Raw genomic sequence first — 21,568 nt, 5'->3', positions numbered from 1 at the left:
CAAAGTGGCCGGTCCGCCCGCCGGACGGCAGGGCGGCTCTCTTCATTCTGCGCTTGTCGCTCAGGCGTGGACACTCCGACGGCCGACCGCGCCCGTGCGCCACGGGCACCCGGGCCGAGCGGGCGAATGACGCCGTTTTCTAAGGGCTGTCCCGTAATCCCTGGTGGATCAGCGCACGGCGTCAGATGCGGTGCATCGCAAGGCGGAGGGACGTCCGGATACTGGGTGTATCCGGATGTTCCGACAACGCGGCGAGGTGCCGTAGCTGTCGTCGTGCGCCCGCCAGGGATTACGGGACAGCCCTCAGGCATCGCCGTCCCCCGCAGGCTGGGGGAGCCGCGGCCCGGGGCCCGGCGGCGAGAGGACGAGTTCCGCGACGGCTCCGCCGTCCGGCGCGTTCGAGAACCGCAGCGTGGCACCGAGGACACGGGCCTGTCCCACGGCGATGGTCAGCCCGAGACCGTGGCCGGTCTTGCGGCCGCTGCCGGACTGGCTGCGGAAGCGCTGGGGGCCGTGGTCGAGAAGCTGGCCGGGGTAGCCGTCCCCGTGGTCCCGCACGGTGATGACGGGGCCGTCGACGGTCAGGACCACCGACGGCCGGCCGTGCCGGTGGGCGTTGGAGACGAGGTTCCCCAGCACGCGCTGGAGCCGGCGCTGGTCGGTCTCCACCCGGGCGTCCCGTGTGATGCGGACCTCGGCCTCCAGCCCGGTGGCCAGCACCGCACGCTCGGCCAGCGGTCCCAGTTGGTGCACCTCGATGTCTGCCTGCTCCACTTCCGCATCGAGGCGGGAGATCTCCAGCAGATCCTCGGTCAGCCGGCTCATGGTCCGGATGCGGTCCTGCACCATCTCGGTCGGGCGGCCGGGCGGCAGCAGCTCTGCCGCCACGTGCAGCCCGGTGAGCGGGGTGCGCAGCTCATGGGCCACATCGGCGGTGAAACGCTGCTCGCTGTGCAGCTTGCTCTGCAGTGTGGCGGCCATCGCGTCGAGTGCGGCCGCCACCGCGGCGGCCTCGTCCTGGGCATATGCGGGTCGCAGGACACGGGGATCGTCCACCCGGGCGTCGAGATCACCGGTGCTGATTCTGCGGGCCACCTGGGCGGTGTGCTGCAACCGACGGGTAATACGGGAGACGGCGAACAGCCCGACGACGAGGGTGAGGCCGATCGCAAAGGCCGAGGAGCCGACGATGGACCGGTCCAGCCCGCGGATCGCGGCGTCTCGCTGGGTGTAGTCGATGTGGACGGCCAGCGCCTTGCCGTCGGCGGGGGCGACGGCCCACATCGCCGGACGGCCCTTGTGGTCGGCGAGCTGTGTGCCGCGCTCGCCCCGTAGTGCCATGGAGCGGAGCGAGGCGGGGAGGTCCGCGGGGTTCACCGCGGCGTTGCGCCCGAGGGGTTCCCCGGCGACGTACGCGTCCGCGGCGGAGTCCAGCTCGGACAGGGCCGCGGTGCGGGCCTGGCTCTCGGTCTGCCTGCCGACCAGGACGTGCACCAGGACACCGACCACCGTGGCGAGGACGCAGCACATGACGAGGACGAAGACGGCGAACTTCCAGTAGAGGGTCGCCGTCCAGGCGGGGAGGTGCAGCCGCGTCCGCGGCCGGCCGACGCTCACCGTGTGCGCTCAGGGGCGGGAGTGGCGGAGTCCGCTTGATCGAACTCCATTGACCGCAGAGCCATGGTCTGCGTCCGGGTGTCCCACGCATAGACCGTGCGGGTGTCGTACCCGGGCGTGCCCGTGGGCTCCCGAAGGATCAGATCGCCGTTCGCGACCTCCACGGACAGCGGAGTCGCGCCGGCGTCCATGATCCGGGTGACCACTCCGTGGTCGAGCGTGAAGACCCACAGTGCCAGGGATTTGTCCGGCGCCTCGATGCCGACGATCAGTTCGTCCTTCCCGTCGCCCGTGAGGTCGCGGTACTGGGGTTTCCGTACCGGACAGTGCGCCGGCTCGGCGGCGCATGCGTCGATCTTCCTCGTGGTGCCGGAGTCGAACTGCGGCCCGCCGCCCAGGGCGGAACCGGCGGCTACCTGCGCCTTGACGACAGTGAGCAGCTTCGCCTTGCGGATGTCCCCGGACGGCACGCGGGGCACCCCGGGAACGGCCGCGGGAAGGTTTTCCCCCGCCCCGGTCTCGGGTTGCGGCGCGGGCTTCCGCTCGGGCCACAGCCGCACCGGGGCGGAGGCGGCCGGAGTGTGGCCGGCGCTCTGCGGCTCTCCGTTCCCCTTCCCCGCACAGCTGCTCAACAGCGCGACCATGCCCGTCGCTGCAAGAGCGGACGACGCCACCCGTACGAACCCGGGGGGCGACAAGGAACGGTGGAGAGGCACATCTTTTCCAGTCGTGGTACGGGCTGAGCCTCTTCGGATCATAATGCGCCCTGCACCCGGAGCCGCACCCCGCGGTCGGCGACGGAACGAGCAGTCGCAGCGGCCGGCCCTCCGCCCCGGCCGGCGCGGCTCCGCGCCCGCCGGCCGGCCGTGCCGACCGCGGGCTCAGCCGACCGGCACCGCGGTGGCCTTCCTCTCCATGGGGCCCGACCAGGTGCGGCGCGGAGGGTGGCCGACGAACTTCCCGAAGAGCACCGCCGCCACGGTGGCGGCGAGCACGCCCGGCACCATCTCGTAGATGCCCGACTGGAGCGGCCCGAGGAGCGGGTCGATCTGCTTCCACATGACGACGGTGACCGCCCCCGTCACGATGCCGGCCATCGCCCCGGCCCGCGTCATGCGCGGCCAGTAGAGCGACAGCAGGATGACCGGGCCGAAGGCGGCGCCGAAGCCCGCCCAGGCGTACGCGACGATGTCCAGTACGGCGCCGCCGCTGAGCGCGATGGCGTAGGCCACCAGCGCGACGACCACGACCGTCACACGAGCCGCCAGCACCATTGCCGCATCCGAGGCCCGCCGCTTGACGAACGCCCGGTAGAAGTCCTCGGTGAGGGCCATCGCCGAGACCAACAGCTGGCTGTCCGCGGTGGACTTGATCGCGGCCAGCACGGCGACCAGCAGGATGCCCGCGATCCAGGGGTTGACCAGCTGGGCGCAGAGTTCGATGAAGACGGTCTCCGGGTTCTCCAGCGGCTGGTCGAGCGCCGCGATCCCCACCAGTCCCACGAGCGAGGCGCCGGCCAGACAGACGACCACCCAGCCCACACCGATACGGCGGGCCAGCGGGATCTCGCGGGTGCTGCGGATACTCATGAAGCGGGCCAGGATGTGCGGCTGGCCGAAGTAGCCCAGCCCCCAGGCGAGCAGGGAGATCACGGCCACCGTTCCGAGCGGCTCACCGGACGTCCACCGGGCACCGTCGAAGTGGGCCTTGGCTCCCATGTCGAGCAGGGCCGGAGTCTGGTCGGCGAGCACCTCGTGCATCGCGCCGAATCCCCCGAGCAGTCCGATGCCGATCACGGGGAGGGCCACGGCCGCGCAGAACATCAGCGTGGCCTGCACCGAGTGCGTCACACTCACCGCGCGGAAGCCGCCCAGCACGGTGTAGACGACGATCACCACGGCGAAGACGGTGAGCGCGAACTCGAAGCCGCCCCCGAAGATCCCCTCGAACAGCACTCCCCCGGCCAGGAGACCGCTGGCCACGTAGACGGTGAAGAACACGACGGTGACGGTCGCCGAGACCAGGCGCAGCATCCTGCTGCCGTCCTCGAACCGCTCCTCCAGGTACGCCGAGAGCGTCTTGGCGTCGCCTGCCAGCTCGGTGTACGTACGCAGACGCGGCGCGACCAGCCGCCAGTTGAGGTAGGTGCCGACGGCCAGGCCGACGGCGATCCACGAGGCGCCGATCCCCGCCGCGTACACGGCCCCTGGCAGTCCCAGGAACAGCCAGCCGGACATATCGCTGGCCCCCGCGGACAGCGCGGCCAGCGGCGCACTCAGCCGACGCCCACCGAGAGCGAAGTCGGAGAACGTCAAGGTCTCCTGATACGTCCAGATGCCCACAATCACCATGGCGAGCAGGAATATGCCGAATATGATCATGACCGGTACGATCAGGGGTGTCACCACTGCTCCTCGGTGCAGACACTGCCAGGTATCGCGCGGGCCGTGGGGGATCCCACCAGGAATCCCGGAAGGGAAGGCTCCGGCGCGAGCTGACAATACGGATCCCCCACCGGGAGCGGCACCCCTTTGCACGGATGCCCCTTGCAATCAAAGGCGCCACAGCGCCGAGGCCGGGCCGGGGCCAGGGCCATACCGGACGCCGTCCCCCACAACAGGCAATACCTTCAGCTGCCATGACGTCCGCGATGCGAGACACGAGCGGCTTCCGGCTCACGGCGGACGCCGCGAGGCCGGCCCGTGATACCGAACCGACCGTGATCCATGGCCCGCTTGCTTCAGGGGAGTTGTGGTCCGGAATGCCGCCACCGGGGGCTGCGGGCGAGCGGGACGGGCCGGGGTGGTGAATGTTGTGGCGGGCCGCGTCGTGGTGCTCTCCGCGTGAGTGGTGGTGCGTGCGGCGTACGCCGGGGACCTACGCCGCCGCGCTCCAACAGCCCTTGGTGAGGCCAGAAATGCCCTGAGTGGGCATCACGGCCGCGAACCATACTGGTGACGCTTCGCAGCCGGCCGCCGAGTGGCGCCGGCCAGGCGTCGCTTTCCTGCTCGTGCGTGATCCTTCCCAGCCGATCCGGAGCGGCCCCGCCCCTCCGGCCGTCTCACGAGGAAAAGGAGTTCCACCATGCGCCGCATCCGCTCGTTCGCCGTCGCCGCAGCTGCTCTGGCCGCCGCCTTGGCGACCGTGCCCACCGCGTCCGCGACACCTACGGAATCCGCCCGCGCGGCGGCCTTCAGCTGCACCTCCGGATACTTCTGCATCTACAGCGACTGGAACGGCGGGGGCACCCGTTGCCAGTGGTCACAGCCCAGCAAGGCGAACACCGCCGACAACTGCTCCTTCATCCAGCGGGGACAGAATGTGCGCTCCGTCTGGAACAGCACCAGGCATCGGGTGCAGTACTACACACAGACCAACTACCACGCACGCGTCGGGTCCACCCCCGCCGGTGCCGGCGGCAACCTCCAGGGCAGTTACCAGATCCGTTCCTTCAAGCCGCAGTAGGAGGAACCTGAGCCGGGGCCGGACCGGCGCCGACCAGAACCGGACCGGAGCGAGCCGGCGCCGCGAGTCGGCCCCGGCAGTGCGGGCTTCATCCATGGGTCCTACGTCATGACCTGCTGCCGTCCATCCGGACGGCTAGGGTGCGCGCATGAGCTCCATGGGTGACCCGCACGTCGCGTTTGCCTGGCAGACGGTTGTCTACCGGGACTTCGATGTCGAGCTCGACGAACCGGGCCGCCGCAGTGGTGCCGCACTCGAGGCGCTGATGGCCGACCTCGGGATACCGGACGACGCGGAGGGTTTTGGGCTCGTCGGTGAGTGGGCGGAAGAACTGTCCAGAACCCTCACCGCGGGGCTCCCCGCGCTTCTGGCGCGGCTCTCCCACCCGGACACCGCGGTGCGACGCATCCTGTCCGTGGTGTTCGCCTACGCGTACGCGCCCGCCGAGGAGGTGGCCCGCGCGCTCCTGGCACACAGTGAGAGTGACCCCGATGCCCCGGTCAGGCTCGGGCTGCTCTTCGCCCTGGGCCTGCACTGCGGTCACCCGGAAGTGCGCGACCACCTGCGGCGCCGGCTGCAAGGCGAACCGGCCGACGCGCTGGGAGCCGCCCTCGGCCTGCTCCTGCCCCCGGTCGCGGAGACCGACGCCGAGGTGATCGACGAGGCGCTGGAGGCCCTCACGCTGTGCGGCGGCGAGGCCGGTGAGGCGCTCGCGGAACTGGCATGGTGCGACCCGGAATGGTGCGGCCGCCCGGCGGCGTACGGCTCCGTGGACGCCGTCGATTCCTGGCTCACCCCGACACCCGGGCTGCGCTCCCGCTGGCTGACCCGGATGCTGCCCGGTCTGTGGGACGGCCGCCTCGACGCCTCTGCGGCACCCGTGCTGGTCGAGGCCGCGGACCGACTGTTCCAGCAGGACCGCGACGCCTTTGCGGACCACGCGCCGGCTGTCGCATCCCTGCTCGGGCACCCCGACCCGCGGGTGCGGCGAGCGGCCGTCAACACCCACCATCTCCCCGCACACCGCACCTACACCGAAGCCCTGGCCAGAATCCTGCAAGACCCCGACCCCGGCTCCATCGCCGGCTCGGGCACCGGCGCCGCGTCCGGCTCCCGCCCCATCGCCGGCTCCAACGCCGATGCCGATGCCGACTCCGACGTGTTCGAGAGGGCCCTGGGCGTGCTCGCCCGGCGCGGCGACCCCCGGTGCATCCCCCCGATACAGCACAGGATCCGGCAGGGCACCGTGCACGCCGGACTGCTGCGGGCAACGGCGGAGCTGGCCGACCATCTGTGGCCGCACATCCGGGCGCGGCTCGGCCACGACCTCCCGGCCGCCGAGGTCTGCTCGCTGCTGACCGGTACCTCCGCGTGGCCCGGGGGCGCCCCGGCCCTCCCCCAGGTCGTCACCACTCTGGAGGGACTGAGCCGCCGCATCGACGCCACCGATTCACCCGAGTTCGACGTGCTCGAAGCGGCTTCGGCCGCCTGCACGTTCCTGCGCAAGTGGGGGCTGTCCGACGCGGCCGCACTGTCCACTCTGCGTCGGCTCGCCCGCACGGCAGACCTCGAACTCGGGCTTGCCGCCATCCGCACCCTGATGGGCCCGGGCGAGTCATCGGACGACGAGGTAGTGCCCCTGTTGCTGAACGTCCTGGCGCGCCGTGACCGCCCCGGCCGGGTCGCAGGACGGCGTGGCTGGCGATTCGACACCAACGCCTGTGCCTGGCTGGGCGAGTTGGGCCCGCGAGCCCTGTCCGCCTCCCCCGCCCTCTCCCGTCTGCGCGACACCGCGACCGAGGCCGGCGAACTGCGGGTGGCAGCGGCTTCCGCACTGTGGGAGATCACCGGTGACGCCTCCGCCGCCGTGCCCGTTCTCCACGGTTACGCCACCGCCGAAGGTCCCGCCGCTGCCCGCGCCCGAGACGCCCTGAGACGCATCGAGCGCACGTCGCCCGGCGCATCCGGCACGAAAGCGTGAGGCGGAGCGCGAGGTCGCGGAGGCGCTTTGCGCGGTGCTGACGGGTCGCCAACTCCCCACGCATAAGCCATCCTTTAGGAATCGCCAAGCGCCCTTATGAGGGTAAATCACGTCGCATATCGGATGCCCGGAGGGGCGGGCGCCAGGGCCCGAGACCTTGACGCGACGAGCTTCCGGAATGTGCACGCATGGTAGCGGCGTCGCAATGGCAAGTATTAGCACATTCATACGTAATTGCGAATTTCGTGTGGCAAGCATTTCAGGCCTAACACCGGCAAACGGTTGGTTGCGGGCGAACGGGCTTCGACAAGACGATCAGGGTTCCGCGTGTCGTTCGGCCGTGCGCCGGCCGTCCTGCATGCCTGTCGACGAGGAGGGGTCCTGTGAACGACCAGACCAGTCTCAGCCCGGATGCCGCACGGCAGCTCGCGACCACAACCAAGACCAGCCCGCAGATGCGCGGCATCACCCCGCGCTATCTGCTCCGCGCCCTGCCCTGGGTGGACGTCGAGTCGGGTGTCTTCCGCGTCAACCGCCGCCGCACCTACGTCCTCGGCGACGACCGGATCAGCACCCACTCCGACGGCGGTTCGCCCCGCGTCGTGGCGGGAGACCTGCGGGAGCTGCCGTACCTCAGGGACGCCGACGACGCACTGCTCTCCGAACTGGCGGGCTCCTTCACCGAAGTCACCTTCGAGGCCGGCGAAATGCTGGCCCAGGACGGTGACTCGCACGACCAGCTGTGGGTGATCGCCCAGGGCCGCGCCGAGAAGCGGGTGAGCGGCCGCTACGGCGAGGACGCCGTGCTCGAAGTGATCGGCGACGGCCAGTTCTTCGATCTCGGCGCCTGGACCCGTTCCGAGCCCCTGCCCTACCGCGTCAGGGCGCTCACCCCCGGCGTGGCACTGTGCGTCGAACGCAGCGTGCTCGCCGGGCTGTGTGACCGCGATGCGACAGTGCAGGAAGCGATGGATGCCTACATCGCGTCGGACGGGGTCTCGCCGGGAGCCGAGGTACCGGTCGATCTCAGCGCCGGGCATGTCGGCGAACCCGAACTCCCCAGGACGTTCGTCGACTACGAGGACACACCCCGCGAGTACCACATGACCCTGGCCCAGACCGTGCTGCGGGTGCACACCCGGGTCTCGGACCTCTACAACGGGCCCATCGACCAGACCCGCGCCCAGTCCAACCTGACCGTGCACGCGCTGCGCGAGCGGCAGGAGGCCGCGCTGCTCAACCACCCGGAATTCGGTCTCTTCAACAACGTGGCCCCAGGCCAGCGGGTGCAGGCGCGCACCGGTTCCCCGACCCCCGACGATCTGGACGAGCTGCTGACCCGGGTCTGGAAGCAGCCCGGGTACTTCCTCGCCCACCCCAGGGCCATTGCCGCGTTCGGGCGGGAGTGTACGCGCCGGGGGGTGCCCCCGATCATCGACAACCGGTTCGGCAGCCCGCTGCTGACCTGGCGTGGCGTCCCGCTGCTCCCCTCCGACAAGGTGCGGTTCTCCGGCAGTGCGGGCATCGGCACCACCGAGATCCTGCTGATGCGCACGGGCGAGGCCGAGCAGGGCGTGGTGGGCCTGCGTCCCGCGAAGGTGGAGGACGAGGTGGAACCCGGCCTGTCGATGCGGAACATGGGCGTCGACCCGAAGGGCATCACGTCGTACCTGATGACGGCGTACTTCAACACCGCGGTGCTGGTGGAGGACGCGCTGGCCGTGCTCCAGAACGTCGAGGTCTCCAACTACCATGACTACTCCTGACGTGCCCCGGAGTCTGTGGCCGAGCGCGGCCCCGGCTCCGGACGCTCTGTCCGGCGGCCTGACGTCCGCCGATCCGGTGACGGCACTGGCTGCGGCACTGGCCACGAGCACGGTCACGGGCACAGCCCCGTCCACGGCCCCGGTCACGGACTCCCTCACGCCCCCGGTCACGGGCCCGGTCACCGCCGACCCGGCCGCCCCGTCCGCCGCCCACCCCGTACAGCCCGCCATCCCCTCCGCACAATCAACTCCCGTAACTACAGAGTCCATTGGCCTCCCCGGGCAGCCCGCAGCCTTCTCACCCGAGTTGGCGCGCCGGGACTTCCCGATCCTGCACCGGACCGTGAACGGACACCCGCTGGTCTGGCTGGACAACGGGGCCACCACACAGAAGCCCCGCCAGGTGATCGAGACACTGGCCGGCTTCTACGGATCCGCCAACTCCAACATCCACCGTGGTGCGCACACCATGGCCCGGGAAGCCACGGAGGCGTACGAAGCGGGCCGGGCGGCGGTCGCCCGGTTCCTGGGCGCGGCGTCACCGGACGACATCGTCTTCGTACGCGGCACCACCGAGGGGATCAACCTGGTCGCCCAGACCTGGGGGCGGGCCAACCTCGGTCCGGGGGACGACATCCTGGTGCCTGTACTGGAGCACCATTCGAACATCGTCCCCTGGCAGTTGATCGCCAAGGAGACCCGGGCCCGGGTGGTACCCGTACCACTGCAACCGGACGGGCAGATCGACCTCGACGCGTACGCCGATCTGCTCTCCATGCGCACCCAGCTCGTGGCGGTCAGCCAGGCGTCGAATGTGCTCGGCACCGTGCCGCCGGTGCGCGAGATGACCGCACTCGCCCATCGCTACGGTGCCAAGGTGCTGGTGGACGGGGCACAGGCGGTGGCGCACTTCCCTGTCGATGTGCAGGACCTGGACGCCGACTTCTATGTGTTCTCCGGCCACAAGCTGTTCGCCCCGACGGGCATCGGCGCCTTGTACGCGAAGCCGGAGGTCATGCGGAACATGGCGCCGTGGCAGGGCGGCGGCAACATGATCGAGTCGGTCGACTTCACCGGGACCACCTATGCCCCCGTGCCTCACCTCCTGGAGGCCGGTACGGGGCACATCTCCGGGGTGGTCGGACTGCTGTCCGCGCTCAACTGGCTGACCTCCTTCGACCGGGACGCCATCGCCGCCTACGAGACCTCGCTGATGGCCTACGCACAACAAGCCCTGGCCACGGTCCCCGGACTTGAACTGCTGGGCTCCGCGCCCGACAGGATCGCCGTACTCACCTTCACCCTCGCGGGCCACGACCCGTCAACGATCGCCGACTGGCTGGACCGCGACGGCATCGCCATCCGGGCCGGCCACCACTGTGCCCAACCGGCGCTGGCCCACTACGGCCTGGAGAGCGCGGCCCGAGCCTCGCTCGCGCTGTACAACACATCCGAGGAGGTGGACAAGCTGGTGGCCTCGCTGCACCGACTACAACAGGCCGCCTGACCCCGCTGTCCGTCCGGCGCTGCCGACCGGGACCCATCCGGTCGGCAGCGCCGACGCCGGAAAATGGCGCTGTGGATAACTCAGCCGGTGGCATCGCCCCGGGTCATACTGAGCACCTGCCAGGGATGAGGGGGAGCGAAAGTCATGACGTGGTCACGAGACGAGGCCCGGCCGCCGCACCGGGTCGATGAGCTGTCGGCCGCCCGCTGGATCGAGGACGGGGTCGGCGGGTTCGACAGTGGTGTGCAGGCCCTGCTGCCGGCCGGGTTCGAGGCGTATGTGCGGCTGCTGCACCCCAGCGAGCCGGCGGACGGCCGGTTCGAACGGTGGGCGGAGGTCGCCCAGCGGTCCGGCCGCACGCTGCGCCCTCTGGCGCGCTTCGAGGACGTGGCCGGCCCCGGGGACGAGCCACCGTGGCAGGGTTCGCTGCCCGAGCATCTGCTGGCGGCTCTGTGCACCCTGCTGGCGACGGAGACCAGCACCCCGCGGCAGTGCCTCTTCGGGCTCTGGGAAGGGTGGGGCTGGCTCCATGACGAGGGGCCACGGGTGCAGTTGAGCGGACGCGCCTACGCGTTGTACGAGGGGCCGATCGAAGCGGCCATGGCTCTGGGAGACCGGAGTGCGGGGGTCTTCTTTCCGCAGGCGCCGAACCTGTGGTGGCCGCAGGACCGGGCCTGGTGCGTCGCCACGGACGTGGACCTCGACTCCACTTACCTCGGCGGGTCCGCCCGCCTGGCGGAGCGATTGGCGGGCGAACCACTCTTCGAAGTGTTCCCGGTGGCGCTCGACGACCGGATCGGCTGAGCCGTTCGTCGAGCGCCTGCCGCGGAAGGGTCGGTGCCTTCGGTGTGAAGTCCGGTCAGCGCTTCTTGCAGGCGTTGATACGGACCGTGGCGCTGGTGTGCTTCACCTGCTTGGTGTGCGGGGTGTACCCGGGCGGGAAGGTGACCACGCCGACGGCGGACCCGGTGTACTTCTGCCTCTTGACGCAGCGGCGCGCGGCGTTCTGGCTGACCTTGTTCTTTCCGGCATTGGCCTTGGTCCCGCTCTGCTTGTACAGGCTTCCGTTCTTGTACAGGCCGACACGGAGGGCGAGCCGCGCGACGCCCTTGGTGCACTTGATGTCGGCGGTGACGTTCACCATGTGCCGGTTGTCGGCGTGGGCGTGGTGGGAGTAGTGCGGGAGGTGGGTGGTGAGCTTGCAGGTGATCACGTCACCGCTGCGGGCATTCACCGTCTGGAAGGTGGTGGCACCGGTCGCGGTGCCGGGTCCCCCGTCGGCGGGCGCCGAAGCACCCGCGGTTCCCGCCCCCAAGGTCAAGGCCAGCGCTCCGGTCAACGCTCCGGCGAGCAGTGTCCGCTCTACGTTCCTCATGAAATTCCCCCTGTTTGGCGCCCGTTGGGGCACCCTGCTGATGCCACGTCACCTCTCATGGCTGAGACGAGGCGAGGCGTCTTGGTTATATGATTCCGCATCAGGGGCCCGTTGGAGGGGTGTTTCGCACAAGTCACCGCGGTGGTCCTCCGCTGCGGCAGCGCTCGGCCTCGGCCACGACGTACGGGTGATCACCGGCCCCGAACCTGCCGGGCTCGGGCCGGCAGCGGTCACCGGCCGGATGCGCGCCGCTCGCGCCACTCCTGGGCCAGGACCGACCAGACCTCCATGTCATGGCGTACACCGCGGTACGGATTGCTCTCCCTCAGCACCCCGTCCCGCACCATGCCGAGCCGCTTGGCGACGTTGATGCTCGCGGTGTTGGAGGAGGCCGCGATCCACTCCACCCGGTGCATCCCACGTTCCTCGACCGCCCAATCGATGAGCACCCGGATCGCGCGCGTGATCAACCCGCGCCCGACAGCCGCCTCCTCCAGCCAGCAACCGACCTCGCAGTTGCCGGACGCGGCGTCGAACGTCCGGAACAGCACACCGCCGACGAGCACACCGTCCGTCCAGATGCCGTAGAGACGACCGCTGTCGGCAGCGGCCTTGTCCGCGTACGACTGCAAGAACGCCGTGGCGGACGCGAGATCGGTGGCGCGGTCCGACAGCGCAATGTATTGGCCGATGTACTCACGCCCCCGGTCGATATGGGCGAGGTACTCCTCGGCATGCCGCGGCTCCAGCGGCCGCAGCTCGGCACCGTCATCACCCAGCGAGATCGCAAACACCGAATTACCCCCGTGCACACCGCTACGTCAGCCTGCCTGCTTGCCTGCGGCACGAGCTGCCCTACCTTCGCCCGACGCCGCACGCGGAATCGTCCCACAGGGCCTGCGTCGCCACCCCACCCCTCCCCGCCCCTCCCTGCCGCCTTTCCTGCTGCCTTCGGACGGCCTGGTGCCGAGCCGGGCCGATGCGGCTGCGGCATCCGGTCGCGGTCACCCGCCCTGGCCGGGGTGGCCTTCCTGCCGCGCCAGGGGGGTGGTGGCCCAGCCGTGTTCCAGCAGGGCGAACAGATCGCGCATGGTCCGGGCCGGGTCTTCGCTTGCGCGGGCGATGCCGGGGGCTTCCAGGGCGAAGCGTGCCAGGCCGGTGACGGCGGGGGCGTCCGGGGCAAGCCCGGTGGCCTCGGCGAGGGTGGCGGCCAGGGTCTTCTCGTGGCGCGACCACATGCGCCGGGCGTAGTCCCGCAGCGCGGGGGTGGATTCGACGAGGACGAAAGTGGGGTCGTCGGTCCGCACGACGGTTCGGGTGTGCACCATGTGGTCGCGCAGGGCGTGCAGCACGGGCTGACCGGGGGCTCGGTCGCGAACGGCGGCGACCAAGGCGCTCTCCACGTCCGCGTCCAGGTCGAAGACGAGGGCTTCCTTACTGGGGAAGTGCTTGAAGAGCGTGCTCAGCGAGACATCGGCCGCCTCCGCCACCTCGCGCACACCGACGTCGTCGAAGCCGCGTTCGCTGAACAGCCGCAGTGCGGCATCCGCCAGGGCCTGCCTGGTCTGGGCCTTCTTGCGCTCGCGGCGCCCTGTCGTCGTCTCCGCCATGCCCCCACCTTACCCCCTGGGGAGATTCGATCGTAAAGGCGATCAGATAGAAAGTCGGAGCAGTTGTTCTTTTGGGGTTGCTGTGTTTCTGTTGGCGGGTGAGCGGCCGGCCGATGCCCCTGCCCCTCCTGCCTGTTGCGCTGTCGCTGCGGCCTGCTCCCGCACAACGCGCCGCAGACGAACCGGCGCTGCACGCCGACCGCCCCGCCGCGCCCCATCACCAGGGCAGCACCACAAGACACCAGTACTTGCCTGATCCATAGAACGGAGCGTGACCCTTATGTCCACCACCACTCCTCGCATCGCGATCGTCGGCGCCGGCCTGGGCGGCCTCGTCTGCGCGCGCGTCCTGGAGCAGCACGGCGTGCCGGTTACGGTCTTCGAGCACGAGTCCGGCCCCGACTCCCGCTCGCAGGGCGGCACCCTCGACATCCACGAAGACACCGGCCAGTTCGCCCTGCGCGCAGCCGGACTGTTCGACCAGTTCCTCGCCCTGTCCCGGCCCGAGAGCCAGGAGTGGCGCCTCTACGATCGCCACGCGACCCTGATACGCCACGACCAGGCCGACGAGGACGATCTGAGCAGGCCCGAGATCGACCGCGGCCAGCTGCGCACCCTGCTGCTGGACTCCCTCGCCCCCGGCACGGTCCGCTGGGGCCACTCCGTAGGGGCTGTCACCCCGCTGTCCCACGGCATCGCCCGCCTGCACCACCATGACGACACCGTGGAGGACTTCGACCTGGTCATCGGCGCCGACGGCGCCTGGTCCCGGGTACGCCCCGCGCTCTCCGACGCCCAACCCGCCTACTCCGGTGTCACGTTGGTGGAAGCCCACTTCGATGACGTCGACCACCGTCATCCGGGCATCGCCCACCTGGTCGGTCGCGGCACCATGTCGGCCAAGGCGGGCCGCCGCGGCCTGGTGCTCCAGCGCAACAGCAACGGACATGTCCGCGCCTACATCAACTTCCGCGGCCCCCAGGACTGGCACTCCGGCCTCGACCTCGCCGACACCGAAGCCGTGCGCGCCCGTCTCCTCGCCCAGTACCAGGGCTGGGACGAGGGCCTGCTGGCCATCCTGCGCGACAACGAGGGCGGTTTCATCAACCGGCCCATGTTCGTCCTTCCCGCTCCCCACACGTGGCGGCGTGTCCCCGGCATCACCCTGCTCGGCGACGCCGCCCACCTGATGCCGCCCATCGGCGTCGGTGCCAACCTCGCCCTGCTCGACGGTGCCGAACTCGCCCGAGCCGTCGTCGACCACCCCACGCTCGACGAGGCCCTCGACGCCTACGAAAGCGTCATGCTCCCCCGTGCCGACGACAACGCCAAGACGGCCCAGCAGATGCTCGCCACCCTCATGCCCGACACCGACGCCGACGCCGACCACGCCGTCTTCCCCGACCCCATCTGGCCGGCCAAGGACCTCCTTGACTCGGGCCCCGCTCACACCAGTTGAGCCCTGTCGGCCGACAAGGCGCCGCCCCCATGCCCGTTGGCGGGAGTCCAGAGGTCACGAAGGCCCCGGGAGTGCGTCGGCCGCCTGGCCGGCGCAGGGAAGACGAGCTGACGGGGCCGGGTCCCGTCGATGAGCGTCGGCCGAACGGGTCGGATTCGGTGTCTTCCGCCCGATGAATCCGCGCCGGGGCGGGAGTCTTGCCTCGGACCGCACACGCACGAAGGTGGACTGATGACCAACCTGCACGACATCCTCACGACGCATATCAGCGACGGGCCGGTGCCCGGCGCGGTGACCTTGGTGGCTCACGGCGACCGGGCCGAGGTGCAGGCCGTCGGGTCGGCCGACGTCGACGGCACCTCCCCGATGGCCCGGGATTCGATCTTCCGGATCGCTTCGCTCACCAAACCCGTCGTCGCCGCGGCGGTCATGATGCTGGTCGAGGACGGCCGGATCACACTGGACGACCCGGTCGGGAAGTGGCTGCCGGAATTGGCGTCACCGACTGTCGTCCGCTCACCGGACGGTCCGGTCGACGAAGTGGTCCCGGCCGTCAGACCGATCACCGTGCTCGATCTGCTCACTTCTCGCGCCGGATACGGCTTCCCCTCGGACTTCTCGCTGCCGGCGGTCGGACGGTTGTTCAGCGATCTCAAACAAGGCCCGCCGCAACCGCAGCTCGTCCCGGCGCCGGACGCATGGATGGCGGCGCTGTCCCGCATTCCGCTGCTGCACCAGCCGGGCGACGGCTGGCTGTACAACACCTCCTCGGACATCCAGGGGGTGCTGATCGCCCGGGTCTCCGGCCGGCCGTTGCCCGAGTTCCTGGCGGAGCGGCTGTTCGAGCCGCTGGGCATGGGCGACACCGGATTCGAGGTCCCGGCCGGCAAGCTCAACCGGTTCACCGGCTACTACCGGCTCGATCAGGCGGGCGGGGTCGAACTGGTCGACGCCCCCGAGGGGCAGTGGAGCAGCCGACCGGCGTTCCCGTCCGGCGCCGGCGGGCTGGTCTCGACCGTCGACGACTGGCACGCCTTCGCCCGGATGCTGCTCGCCGACGGGACCGTCGACGGCCGCCGGCTGCTGTCACCGACATCGGTACGGCAGATGACCACCGATCAGCTGACCCCTGCCCAGCGCGACGCGGGCAGGGTGTTCCTGGAGGGCCAGGGCTGGGGCTTCGGTGGCTCGGTGGACGTCGAGGCCATCGAGCCCTGGAACGTGCCGGGACGCTACGGCTGGATCGGCGGCACCGGAACCGCAGCGCACCTCACCCCGTCCACCGGCGCGGTCACCATCCTGCTCACCCAGCTGGAACTGACCGGACCGACCCCGCCCGCGCTGATGCGGGAATTCTGGCGGTACGCGGCGGAGGACTGAAGCAGAAGGCTGGGGGCTGGAGCTGGGGCTGAGGGCTGGGGACTGAGGCCGGGGAAAGGCGCCGTGTGCCGGGAAGTCGGTGAGGAGTGGTCACCGCTTCGGTCCCCGGCCCGCAGACGTCCGGCGGGACGCTTTCAGGCGACCCAGTGCGGCCGCCGGGTGGCGGGCGAGGGCGAGGGTCCGGCGGCGAGGGCAGCGGCCATCCGGCGCACGGCCTCGCGCAGGGTGTCCGGAGGTGTGGTGTAGGGGATGCGGAGGCGCTGTTCGAAGATGCCCGGGTCGGTGGCGAAGTAGGTACCGCCCTCCATCCGCACGCCGTAGTCCTGTGCCCGCTCGGCCAGCGCCGAGGCGACGGGTTCGCCCAGGTCGACCCATAGCGACAGACCACCGGGCGGCAGGTGCCAGGTCCACCGCGGGAACTGCTCGGCCAGGGCGGCGGCCAGGGCGGCGCGCTGCTCGCGCAACTGTTCCAGGCGGGGCGGCAGCAGTTCCCCGGCCCGCGCCAGCAGCGCCAGGGCCAGCAGCTGGTCCAGGACCGAGCCGCCCATATCCGTGGCGACCCGCTGCCCGGCGAGTTCGGTCACGAGCCGCGCCGGGGCGCGCAGCCAGCCGATGCGCAGCCCCGCCCAGTGGGTCTTGCTCATCGAGCCGATGGTGACGACCTGGCCGGCTCCGCCGGGCGTGGTGTGGGTGGCGAAGGGCGGCGGGGCCGGGACGTCGAGGGCGAGGTCGGCCAGGGTCTCGTCGATGACGAGCCAGGTACCGGAGCGTTGGGCGGCGCGCAGGACACGGGCGCGCTCGTGATCCGGCATCAGACAACCGGTCGGGTTCTGGAAGTCGGGGATGAGATAGGCCAGTTGGGGAACCGCCTGACGCAAGGTCGACTCGACGATCTCGACATCCCAGCCGGTGTCGGTCACAGGGACCGACACGGTGCGCACCCGGGCGCGGCGCATGGCGTCCAAAGCATTCGGATAGGACGGGTTCTCGACCATGACCCGGTCGCCTGGGCGGCACAGCAGCCCCATGACCAGTGTGAGTGCATGCTGAGCGCCGGAGGTCACCAGGATCTGTTCGGGCACGGTGGCCAGGCCCCGCCGGGTGAACCGCTCGGCGACGGCGGCGCGCAGTTCCGGAAGGCCGTAGGGGTGGTAGCCGGGAGTGTGCGCGTGCTCGGCCAGCTGAGGGGTGACCTGGGCGAGCGCGTCGACGAGCGTCTGCCCCGGCAGTCCGGGGGCCGCCCTGGCCAGGTCGATGGCGGTCTCCTGGGTTCCGAGGAGCCGGGTGATGCCGCGGGGTCTGCGGCCCTCCGGCAGGTCCGTCCAGGTGCCGGAGCCCTGGCGGCTGTACGCGTAACCGCTCTCGCGCAGCAGGTCGTACACGGCGGTGATGGTGGTCCTGCTGGTGTTGAGGGCGGTGGCCAGTTCCCGTTCGGCGGGGAGTCTGACGTGCAACGCGATGCGACCGTCCAGGATCAGCGTGCTGATCGCCTGGGCCAGGTGCCGGTAGGCGGGCCGTGTCTCCGCCGGGTCGGGCAGCAGGGCGGCGAGCCGGCGGCTGCCCAGGGTCCGGTCGGTGCGGTCCGTCCTGTCCACGCGCGGGAAGGGATGCGCCTCGGCCATACCACTCCCCCGGGATTGGCCATGTTTCCTGGTCCGATCACTGTACAGAGTCGCCCCCAATGGCCTTACGGCGCAGGCGCACACGGTGGAGGCGGTCGGCATGGAGCAGAAGTTCAGGGACCAGGAAGCGCGGGAAGTCCCACGCCGTCACGGGGGACACGTCGCGGCGCCGCCCCTGCCCCGCGCGAGCCCGTCCTTGCCCCCGCTCACCTATGTCCGCCTCGGTGAGCGTCCGCTGCGACGCTTCCCGCAGCTGTTCGCCGGGCTCGCGCTGTACGGATTCAGCCTCTCGGTCATGGTCCGGTCCTCACTGGGCCTCAGCCCCTGGAGCGTCCTGAACGAGGGCCTGGCACACCACACCTCCCTGAGCTTCGGAACGCTCACCGCGGTGGTCGGCGTTCTCGTGCTGCTGTTGTGGGCCCCCCTCAAGCAGAGGCCGAAGTTCGGCACCGTCGCCAACATCGTCGTCGTGGCCTCCGCATCCGACCTCGGTCTCCTGCTCGTCCCCGAGCACCTCGGGCTCCCCGCCCGGGTCGGCCTGCTCGTCGGCGGTGTCCTGCTCAATGGACTGTCCATCGCCGTCTACGTCGGCGCGCGCTTCGGGCCCGGCCCCCGGGACGGGTTGATGACCGGCGCGTCCGCCGCCACCGGGCGTTCCCTCCGGCTCATCCGCACCCTGATCGAGATCACCGTGCTCGCCGTGGGCTGGCTGCTCGACGGGAGCGTGGGCGTCGGCACCGTGCTGTACGCACTCACAGTCGGCCCGACCACCCAGTTCTTCCTGCCCTGGTTCGCCTACGGCAGCACTGCCGAACGCATGGGCAGGGGTAGCGCAGGGGTCACGGGGTAGGCATGCGCCGCCCTGCACGGCAGCTGTTCAACGACCGTATCGCCAGGGCCGGTAGATGCATGCCGCCAGCGGTGCATGCACCTTCCAGCCCAGCGTCTCGTACAGCGCGCGCCCGTCGTCGGTCGCGCCCAGAACCCCGAGGTCCGCGCCCCCGTCCACGGCATGGCCCATGAGGATGCGCATCACGAAGTTGCCCAGACCTCGACGGCGGTGGGCCTCCTCGGTCGTGACGCGGTCGACGACAACGGCCCGCCCGAGGACGGCCATCTGCCCCTTGGCGGCGCATTCGCCCGAGGCGTCGTACACCCGGACGTAGACGACGCCGTCGCGGCTCTCCCCGGTTGCGGTGTACCCCTCGGGCGCCACCGGGGCGGTCTCGGCGCGCAGGTCCGCAGCCATCAGATGTCCTGACTCCTCCTTGTCCGCCACCCAGCCCGGCGGAAGCCACTGTTCGGCCTCATCGGGCGCCATGGGCACCTTGAGCCAGGTGTGCGGCACGGTCACCGAGGCTGCGGCGTCACGGACCGAGGACTCATCGGCGTCGGACAGTACATGGCGCCCCACTTGACCGGGCGAATCCACCTCGATGTAGAGCCCCCAGGGCTGCTCGACCGGCCGAGGCGTGTTGCGTGACAGGGCCCAGCCCGACGCCCAGGTCCTGACGAGTTCCGGAATCATCCAACCCCCTGAAGTAAGCGCCACAATTCAGTAGCGCACCTTACGTCAGCGGGTGGGGTCGCGGCATCACCTTTGTGGGAGAAGCATCGGGAGGAGTTGAACTGGGGTGTCGTGTCGTCGGCTGCGGCGGCCGATGCCGTCTCTCCTCGCCTGGCCCCGTACCGCCCGCCCTGGCCGAACCCGCGCTCAGATCCCGGGGGCGGCCACTCGGTTGTACGTCTTCGGAGAGCTGATGCCGCCAGGTGTGGTGACCGTGACATCGAGCGGCCCGGTGGTTCCGGGCGGGGCATCGACGACGATGTGGCTGTCGGAGACGACGGTGAAGGAGGCGGCCGGCGTGGCACCGAACCGCACCGCGACGGCGGTGGCCAGGCCCGTGCCGGTGAGAGTGACCGTTGTGCCCCGGCCGCCGGACCCGAAGCAGGAACCACCGAGGTCAGGACCGGCACCGAAGCCGTCGTATACGTAAACGGCACGCCATTGCTCGTCCCCCCGGGCCCCGTCACCGTGACCTGCACCGTGTCGGAACCCGCAAACCGTGCCCTCTCACCAATGGCACGGCCACCACCACGTTCAATCCGCTGCCCAAGGGCACCCACTCCGTCACCGCCAACTACAACGGCGACGTCGGATTCGCGAGCTCGACCGGGACCGCTCTCCAGACGGTGACCTGAGGGCTGCGGTCACCCGCCGCTCAGCAGGGGCTCCGGCGGATCAGCCGATGTGCGATCCGGTCTTCTCCAGGGCCTCGCGCACAGGCTGGTAGAAGGACTCGCCGCCGAAGAGGCAGTCGCCCCTGCCGCCCGAGGTCAGGCCGAGTGCGGTGTCGCCCTCGAAGAGCGGGCCGCCGCTGTCCCCGGTTTCGGCACAGACGCCGGCCTGGATCAGACCTTCGACCGACCCCTCCTGGTAGTTGGCTGTCACCTCGACCGCGGTGATGTCACCGCCGTGGACGTGCGTGCTGCTGCCGCTGCGCTGCACCTTCTCCCCCACGATCGGATCGCCGACCGTGGTGATGGACTGCATCCGGCCGTTGTAGAGGTCCACCTGGCTGGGGTGCACGAGGCCGGCGGCGGTATGCCTGGCGATCCCGAAGTCGTCACCGGGGAAGGTGCCGGTCTCCGTCACGGCGATCTCCGGGCCCCCTTGTGTGGCGGACCAGCTTCGCACCGCGTTGGTGCAGTGCCCGGCGGTCAGGAAGTACGGCTTCCCGTCCTTGATGACGTTGAAGCCGAGCGAGCAGCGCGCGCCGCTCCCCCAGACGGCACTGCCACCGGCGATCAGCGGCCGCAGCGTCCCCGCCGATTGCCGGAGGGTGGCCCGGTCACCGAGCGAGGAGGCGACGCTCTTGAGCTGCTTCAGGCGGTCGCCCGTGACCGTACGGTCAGCGACGACGACCACCTGGTTGGTCTTGGGGTCCATCGCCCAGGACGTCCCCGGGATCGTGGCTCGCTCTTTGAGGGTCGCGCGGGCGGCGTTCAGCGACGTGAGGGAATGCTTGACGATCCTGGCGTCGGCGCCGGCTCCCCGTGCCTTGTCCGCGGCGGCCGCGGTGGTCACATTGACGATGAGCTTGTGGTTCTGGGCGTCGTAGTAGAAGCCCGCCGCGTTGGCGCCGAGGGCGGAGCTGATGTCCCTGGCGCGTTGTGCAGCGGCAGTCGCCGTCGGGGGCTCAGGGGCCTCGGCGGGAGCGGCTTGGGCGCTCTGAAGGGTGAGTGCGGCGGCGATCAGGGCCACCACACCGGCACCTCCGAGGACGGTGCGGGACAGGGGTGCGCTTGTGTGCTTCAACTCAAGACCTCTGGTGTGGGGTTGGGCCTGCGGTGGATGTCCGAGCCCGCGGAAGGCAGGCTTTCCCCCTCCGTTAACCGAAGTCGCGTCCGCGCCCCCCTTCCTTCGCCGGGCGTTCCCAGGCGGCGACGACGCAATAGGTCGCGCCTATATCGCTGCACCGTTCTTGCCGAGCAGCACGTGCTCCGAAATATGTCGCGTCGTCATATGCCCTGCCCTTGAGGGGTGTCGGCGCCACCGGCGGCCTATGGGCGTGGCGCGGCGGAACGCATTCATTCTTTCCTGTGCCTGCTGCGCGCTACACCCCTCCGGCCACAGGTCCGCAGGAATCACCTGTACGGCCGGTGGCGCAATCGGCCGCCGCCCGGATAGTGCCGCGCCCTTTCTCCACAGACTCCCCGAGGAACGGCTTCGAGGTACGCACCAACAACCGTTGTTCCCTGCGATGTTCCAGGAGGTGTCCCATG

Annotated in this window: 19 protein-coding genes; 9 read left to right on the top strand and 10 right to left on the bottom strand. The window is 70.4% G+C overall.

Annotation, left to right across the window (positions count from 1 at the left end):
- Nucleotides 1-303: 303 nt before the first annotated feature.
- The 3 genes from K7C20_RS35565 to putP form a co-directional block, all read right to left on the bottom strand.
- A complete protein-coding gene (locus K7C20_RS35565; protein WP_053209596.1) occupies nt 304-1,617 on the bottom strand; it encodes a sensor histidine kinase in 1,314 nt (437 codons plus the stop codon).
- A complete protein-coding gene (locus K7C20_RS35560) occupies nt 1,614-2,087 on the bottom strand; it encodes a hypothetical protein (RefSeq protein WP_245171413.1) in 474 nt (157 codons plus the stop codon). Before K7C20_RS35560 ends, K7C20_RS35565 begins: the two co-directional genes overlap by 4 nt.
- 411 nt (nt 2,088-2,498) lie before the next feature.
- Entirely contained in the window at nt 2,499-3,998 is a 1,500-nt protein-coding gene (gene putP, locus K7C20_RS35555; protein ID WP_048829144.1) for a sodium/proline symporter PutP, read from the bottom strand.
- A 703-nt stretch (nt 3,999-4,701) separates the two neighbouring features.
- On the opposite strand from putP, the gene K7C20_RS35550 reads away from it, so the two are divergent.
- The 5 genes from K7C20_RS35550 to K7C20_RS35530 all read left to right on the top strand — a co-directional run bounded on the left by K7C20_RS35550 (nt 4,702) and on the right by K7C20_RS35530 (nt 11,140).
- Nucleotides 4,702-5,082, top strand: coding sequence for a peptidase inhibitor family I36 protein (locus tag K7C20_RS35550; protein WP_030079011.1), 381 nt, complete (start codon nt 4,702-4,704; stop codon nt 5,080-5,082).
- Nucleotides 5,083-5,230: 148 nt separating this feature from the next.
- Nucleotides 5,231-7,063, top strand: a complete 1,833-nt coding sequence (locus K7C20_RS35545; RefSeq protein WP_107083439.1) for a HEAT repeat domain-containing protein — start codon at nt 5,231-5,233, stop codon at nt 7,061-7,063.
- 383 nt (nt 7,064-7,446) lie between these two features.
- Nucleotides 7,447-8,829, top strand: coding sequence for a family 2B encapsulin nanocompartment shell protein (locus K7C20_RS35540; protein WP_053209594.1), 1,383 nt, complete (start codon nt 7,447-7,449; stop codon nt 8,827-8,829).
- A complete protein-coding gene (locus K7C20_RS35535) occupies nt 8,816-10,336 on the top strand; it encodes a cysteine desulfurase (RefSeq protein WP_048829129.1) in 1,521 nt (506 codons plus the stop codon). The genes K7C20_RS35540 and K7C20_RS35535 overlap by 14 nt, the downstream gene beginning before the upstream one ends.
- Nucleotides 10,337-10,480: 144 nt before the next feature.
- Entirely contained in the window at nt 10,481-11,140 is a 660-nt protein-coding gene (locus tag K7C20_RS35530) for a hypothetical protein (protein WP_053209593.1), read from the top strand.
- A 55-nt stretch (nt 11,141-11,195) separates the two neighbouring features.
- Here the strand turns inward: K7C20_RS35530 and K7C20_RS35525 are convergent, their stop codons facing one another.
- The 3 genes from K7C20_RS35525 to K7C20_RS35515 form a co-directional block, all read right to left on the bottom strand.
- Nucleotides 11,196-11,711, bottom strand: coding sequence for a hypothetical protein (locus K7C20_RS35525; protein ID WP_030079021.1), 516 nt, complete (start codon nt 11,709-11,711; stop codon nt 11,196-11,198).
- Nucleotides 11,712-11,941: 230 nt separating this feature from the next.
- The gene (locus tag K7C20_RS35520; RefSeq protein WP_030079023.1) at nt 11,942-12,505 is read right to left on the bottom strand and encodes a GNAT family N-acetyltransferase; all 564 of its coding nucleotides are present in this window, start codon (nt 12,503-12,505) and stop codon (nt 11,942-11,944) included.
- A gap of 210 nt (nt 12,506-12,715) precedes the next feature.
- Complete coding sequence (locus K7C20_RS35515; RefSeq protein WP_030079025.1) at nt 12,716-13,321, bottom strand: TetR/AcrR family transcriptional regulator; 606 nt, start codon at nt 13,319-13,321, stop codon at nt 12,716-12,718.
- Nucleotides 13,322-13,601: 280 nt separating this feature from the next.
- Here K7C20_RS35515 and K7C20_RS35510 point away from each other — a divergent pair, with 280 nt between their 5' ends.
- Nucleotides 13,602-14,780 carry an FAD-dependent oxidoreductase gene (locus K7C20_RS35510; protein ID WP_048829131.1) on the top strand — a complete coding sequence of 393 codons (1,179 nt, stop codon included), beginning with the start codon at nt 13,602-13,604 and terminating at the stop codon, nt 14,778-14,780.
- Nucleotides 14,781-15,011: 231 nt separating this feature from the next.
- Nucleotides 15,012-16,160, top strand: a complete 1,149-nt coding sequence (locus K7C20_RS35505) for a serine hydrolase domain-containing protein (protein ID WP_030079030.1) — start codon at nt 15,012-15,014, stop codon at nt 16,158-16,160.
- 134 nt (nt 16,161-16,294) lie between these two features.
- Here K7C20_RS35505 and yczR read toward each other — a convergent pair whose 3' ends face one another.
- A complete protein-coding gene (yczR, locus tag K7C20_RS35500) occupies nt 16,295-17,782 on the bottom strand; it encodes a MocR-like transcription factor YczR (RefSeq protein ID WP_030079032.1) in 1,488 nt (495 codons plus the stop codon).
- Nucleotides 17,783-17,882: 100 nt separating this feature from the next.
- Here yczR and yczE point away from each other — a divergent pair, with 100 nt between their 5' ends.
- The gene (yczE, locus tag K7C20_RS35495; RefSeq protein WP_245171411.1) at nt 17,883-18,632 is read left to right on the top strand and encodes a membrane protein YczE; all 750 of its coding nucleotides are present in this window, start codon (nt 17,883-17,885) and stop codon (nt 18,630-18,632) included.
- Nucleotides 18,633-18,659: 27 nt separating this feature from the next.
- On the opposite strand, the gene K7C20_RS35490 is transcribed toward yczE, so the two are convergent.
- Nucleotides 18,660-19,310 (bottom strand): GNAT family N-acetyltransferase, encoded by a 651-nt coding sequence (locus tag K7C20_RS35490; protein WP_030079036.1) that lies wholly within the window; start codon nt 19,308-19,310, stop codon nt 18,660-18,662.
- Between the two features lie 186 nt (nt 19,311-19,496).
- Entirely contained in the window at nt 19,497-19,664 is a 168-nt protein-coding gene (locus K7C20_RS38695) for an IPT/TIG domain-containing protein (protein ID WP_245171410.1), read from the bottom strand.
- Nucleotides 19,665-19,705: 41 nt separating this feature from the next.
- On the opposite strand from K7C20_RS38695, the gene K7C20_RS39560 reads away from it, so the two are divergent.
- The gene (locus tag K7C20_RS39560) at nt 19,706-19,984 is read left to right on the top strand and encodes an Ig-like domain-containing protein (RefSeq protein WP_409351334.1); all 279 of its coding nucleotides are present in this window, start codon (nt 19,706-19,708) and stop codon (nt 19,982-19,984) included.
- Between the two features lie 40 nt (nt 19,985-20,024).
- Here the strand turns inward: K7C20_RS39560 and K7C20_RS35480 are convergent, their stop codons facing one another.
- A complete protein-coding gene (locus tag K7C20_RS35480; protein WP_030079037.1) occupies nt 20,025-21,101 on the bottom strand; it encodes a S1 family peptidase in 1,077 nt (358 codons plus the stop codon).
- Nucleotides 21,102-21,568 lie beyond the last annotated feature (467 nt).

It is taken from the genome of Streptomyces decoyicus (assembly GCF_019880305.1).
In the GTDB taxonomy this organism is placed as follows: domain Bacteria; phylum Actinomycetota; class Actinomycetes; order Streptomycetales; family Streptomycetaceae; genus Streptomyces; species Streptomyces decoyicus.
This window is presented reverse-complemented; position numbering and strand designations above follow the sequence as displayed.

Bases quoted from the DNA above. Each gene is read 5' to 3' on its own strand.
- putP (WP_048829144.1), bottom strand. From the start codon at position 3,998: ATGATCATATTCGGCATATTCCTGCTCGCCATGGTGATTGTGGGCATC.
- K7C20_RS35550 (WP_030079011.1), top strand. From the start codon at position 4,702: ATGCGCCGCATCCGCTCGTTCGCCGTCGCCGCAGCTGCTCTGGCCGCC.
- K7C20_RS35545 (WP_107083439.1), top strand. From the start codon at position 5,231: ATGAGCTCCATGGGTGACCCGCACGTCGCGTTTGCCTGGCAGACGGTT.
- K7C20_RS35535 (WP_048829129.1), top strand. From the start codon at position 8,816: ATGACTACTCCTGACGTGCCCCGGAGTCTGTGGCCGAGCGCGGCCCCG.
- K7C20_RS35530 (WP_053209593.1), top strand. From the start codon at position 10,481: ATGACGTGGTCACGAGACGAGGCCCGGCCGCCGCACCGGGTCGATGAG.
- K7C20_RS35525 (WP_030079021.1), bottom strand. From the start codon at position 11,711: ATGAGGAACGTAGAGCGGACACTGCTCGCCGGAGCGTTGACCGGAGCG.
- K7C20_RS35515 (WP_030079025.1), bottom strand. From the start codon at position 13,321: ATGGCGGAGACGACGACAGGGCGCCGCGAGCGCAAGAAGGCCCAGACC.
- K7C20_RS35510 (WP_048829131.1), top strand. From the start codon at position 13,602: ATGTCCACCACCACTCCTCGCATCGCGATCGTCGGCGCCGGCCTGGGC.
- K7C20_RS35505 (WP_030079030.1), top strand. From the start codon at position 15,012: ATGACCAACCTGCACGACATCCTCACGACGCATATCAGCGACGGGCCG.
- yczR (WP_030079032.1), bottom strand. From the start codon at position 17,782: ATGGCCGAGGCGCATCCCTTCCCGCGCGTGGACAGGACGGACCGCACC.
- yczE (WP_245171411.1), top strand. From the start codon at position 17,883: ATGGAGCAGAAGTTCAGGGACCAGGAAGCGCGGGAAGTCCCACGCCGT.
- K7C20_RS35490 (WP_030079036.1), bottom strand. From the start codon at position 19,310: ATGATTCCGGAACTCGTCAGGACCTGGGCGTCGGGCTGGGCCCTGTCA.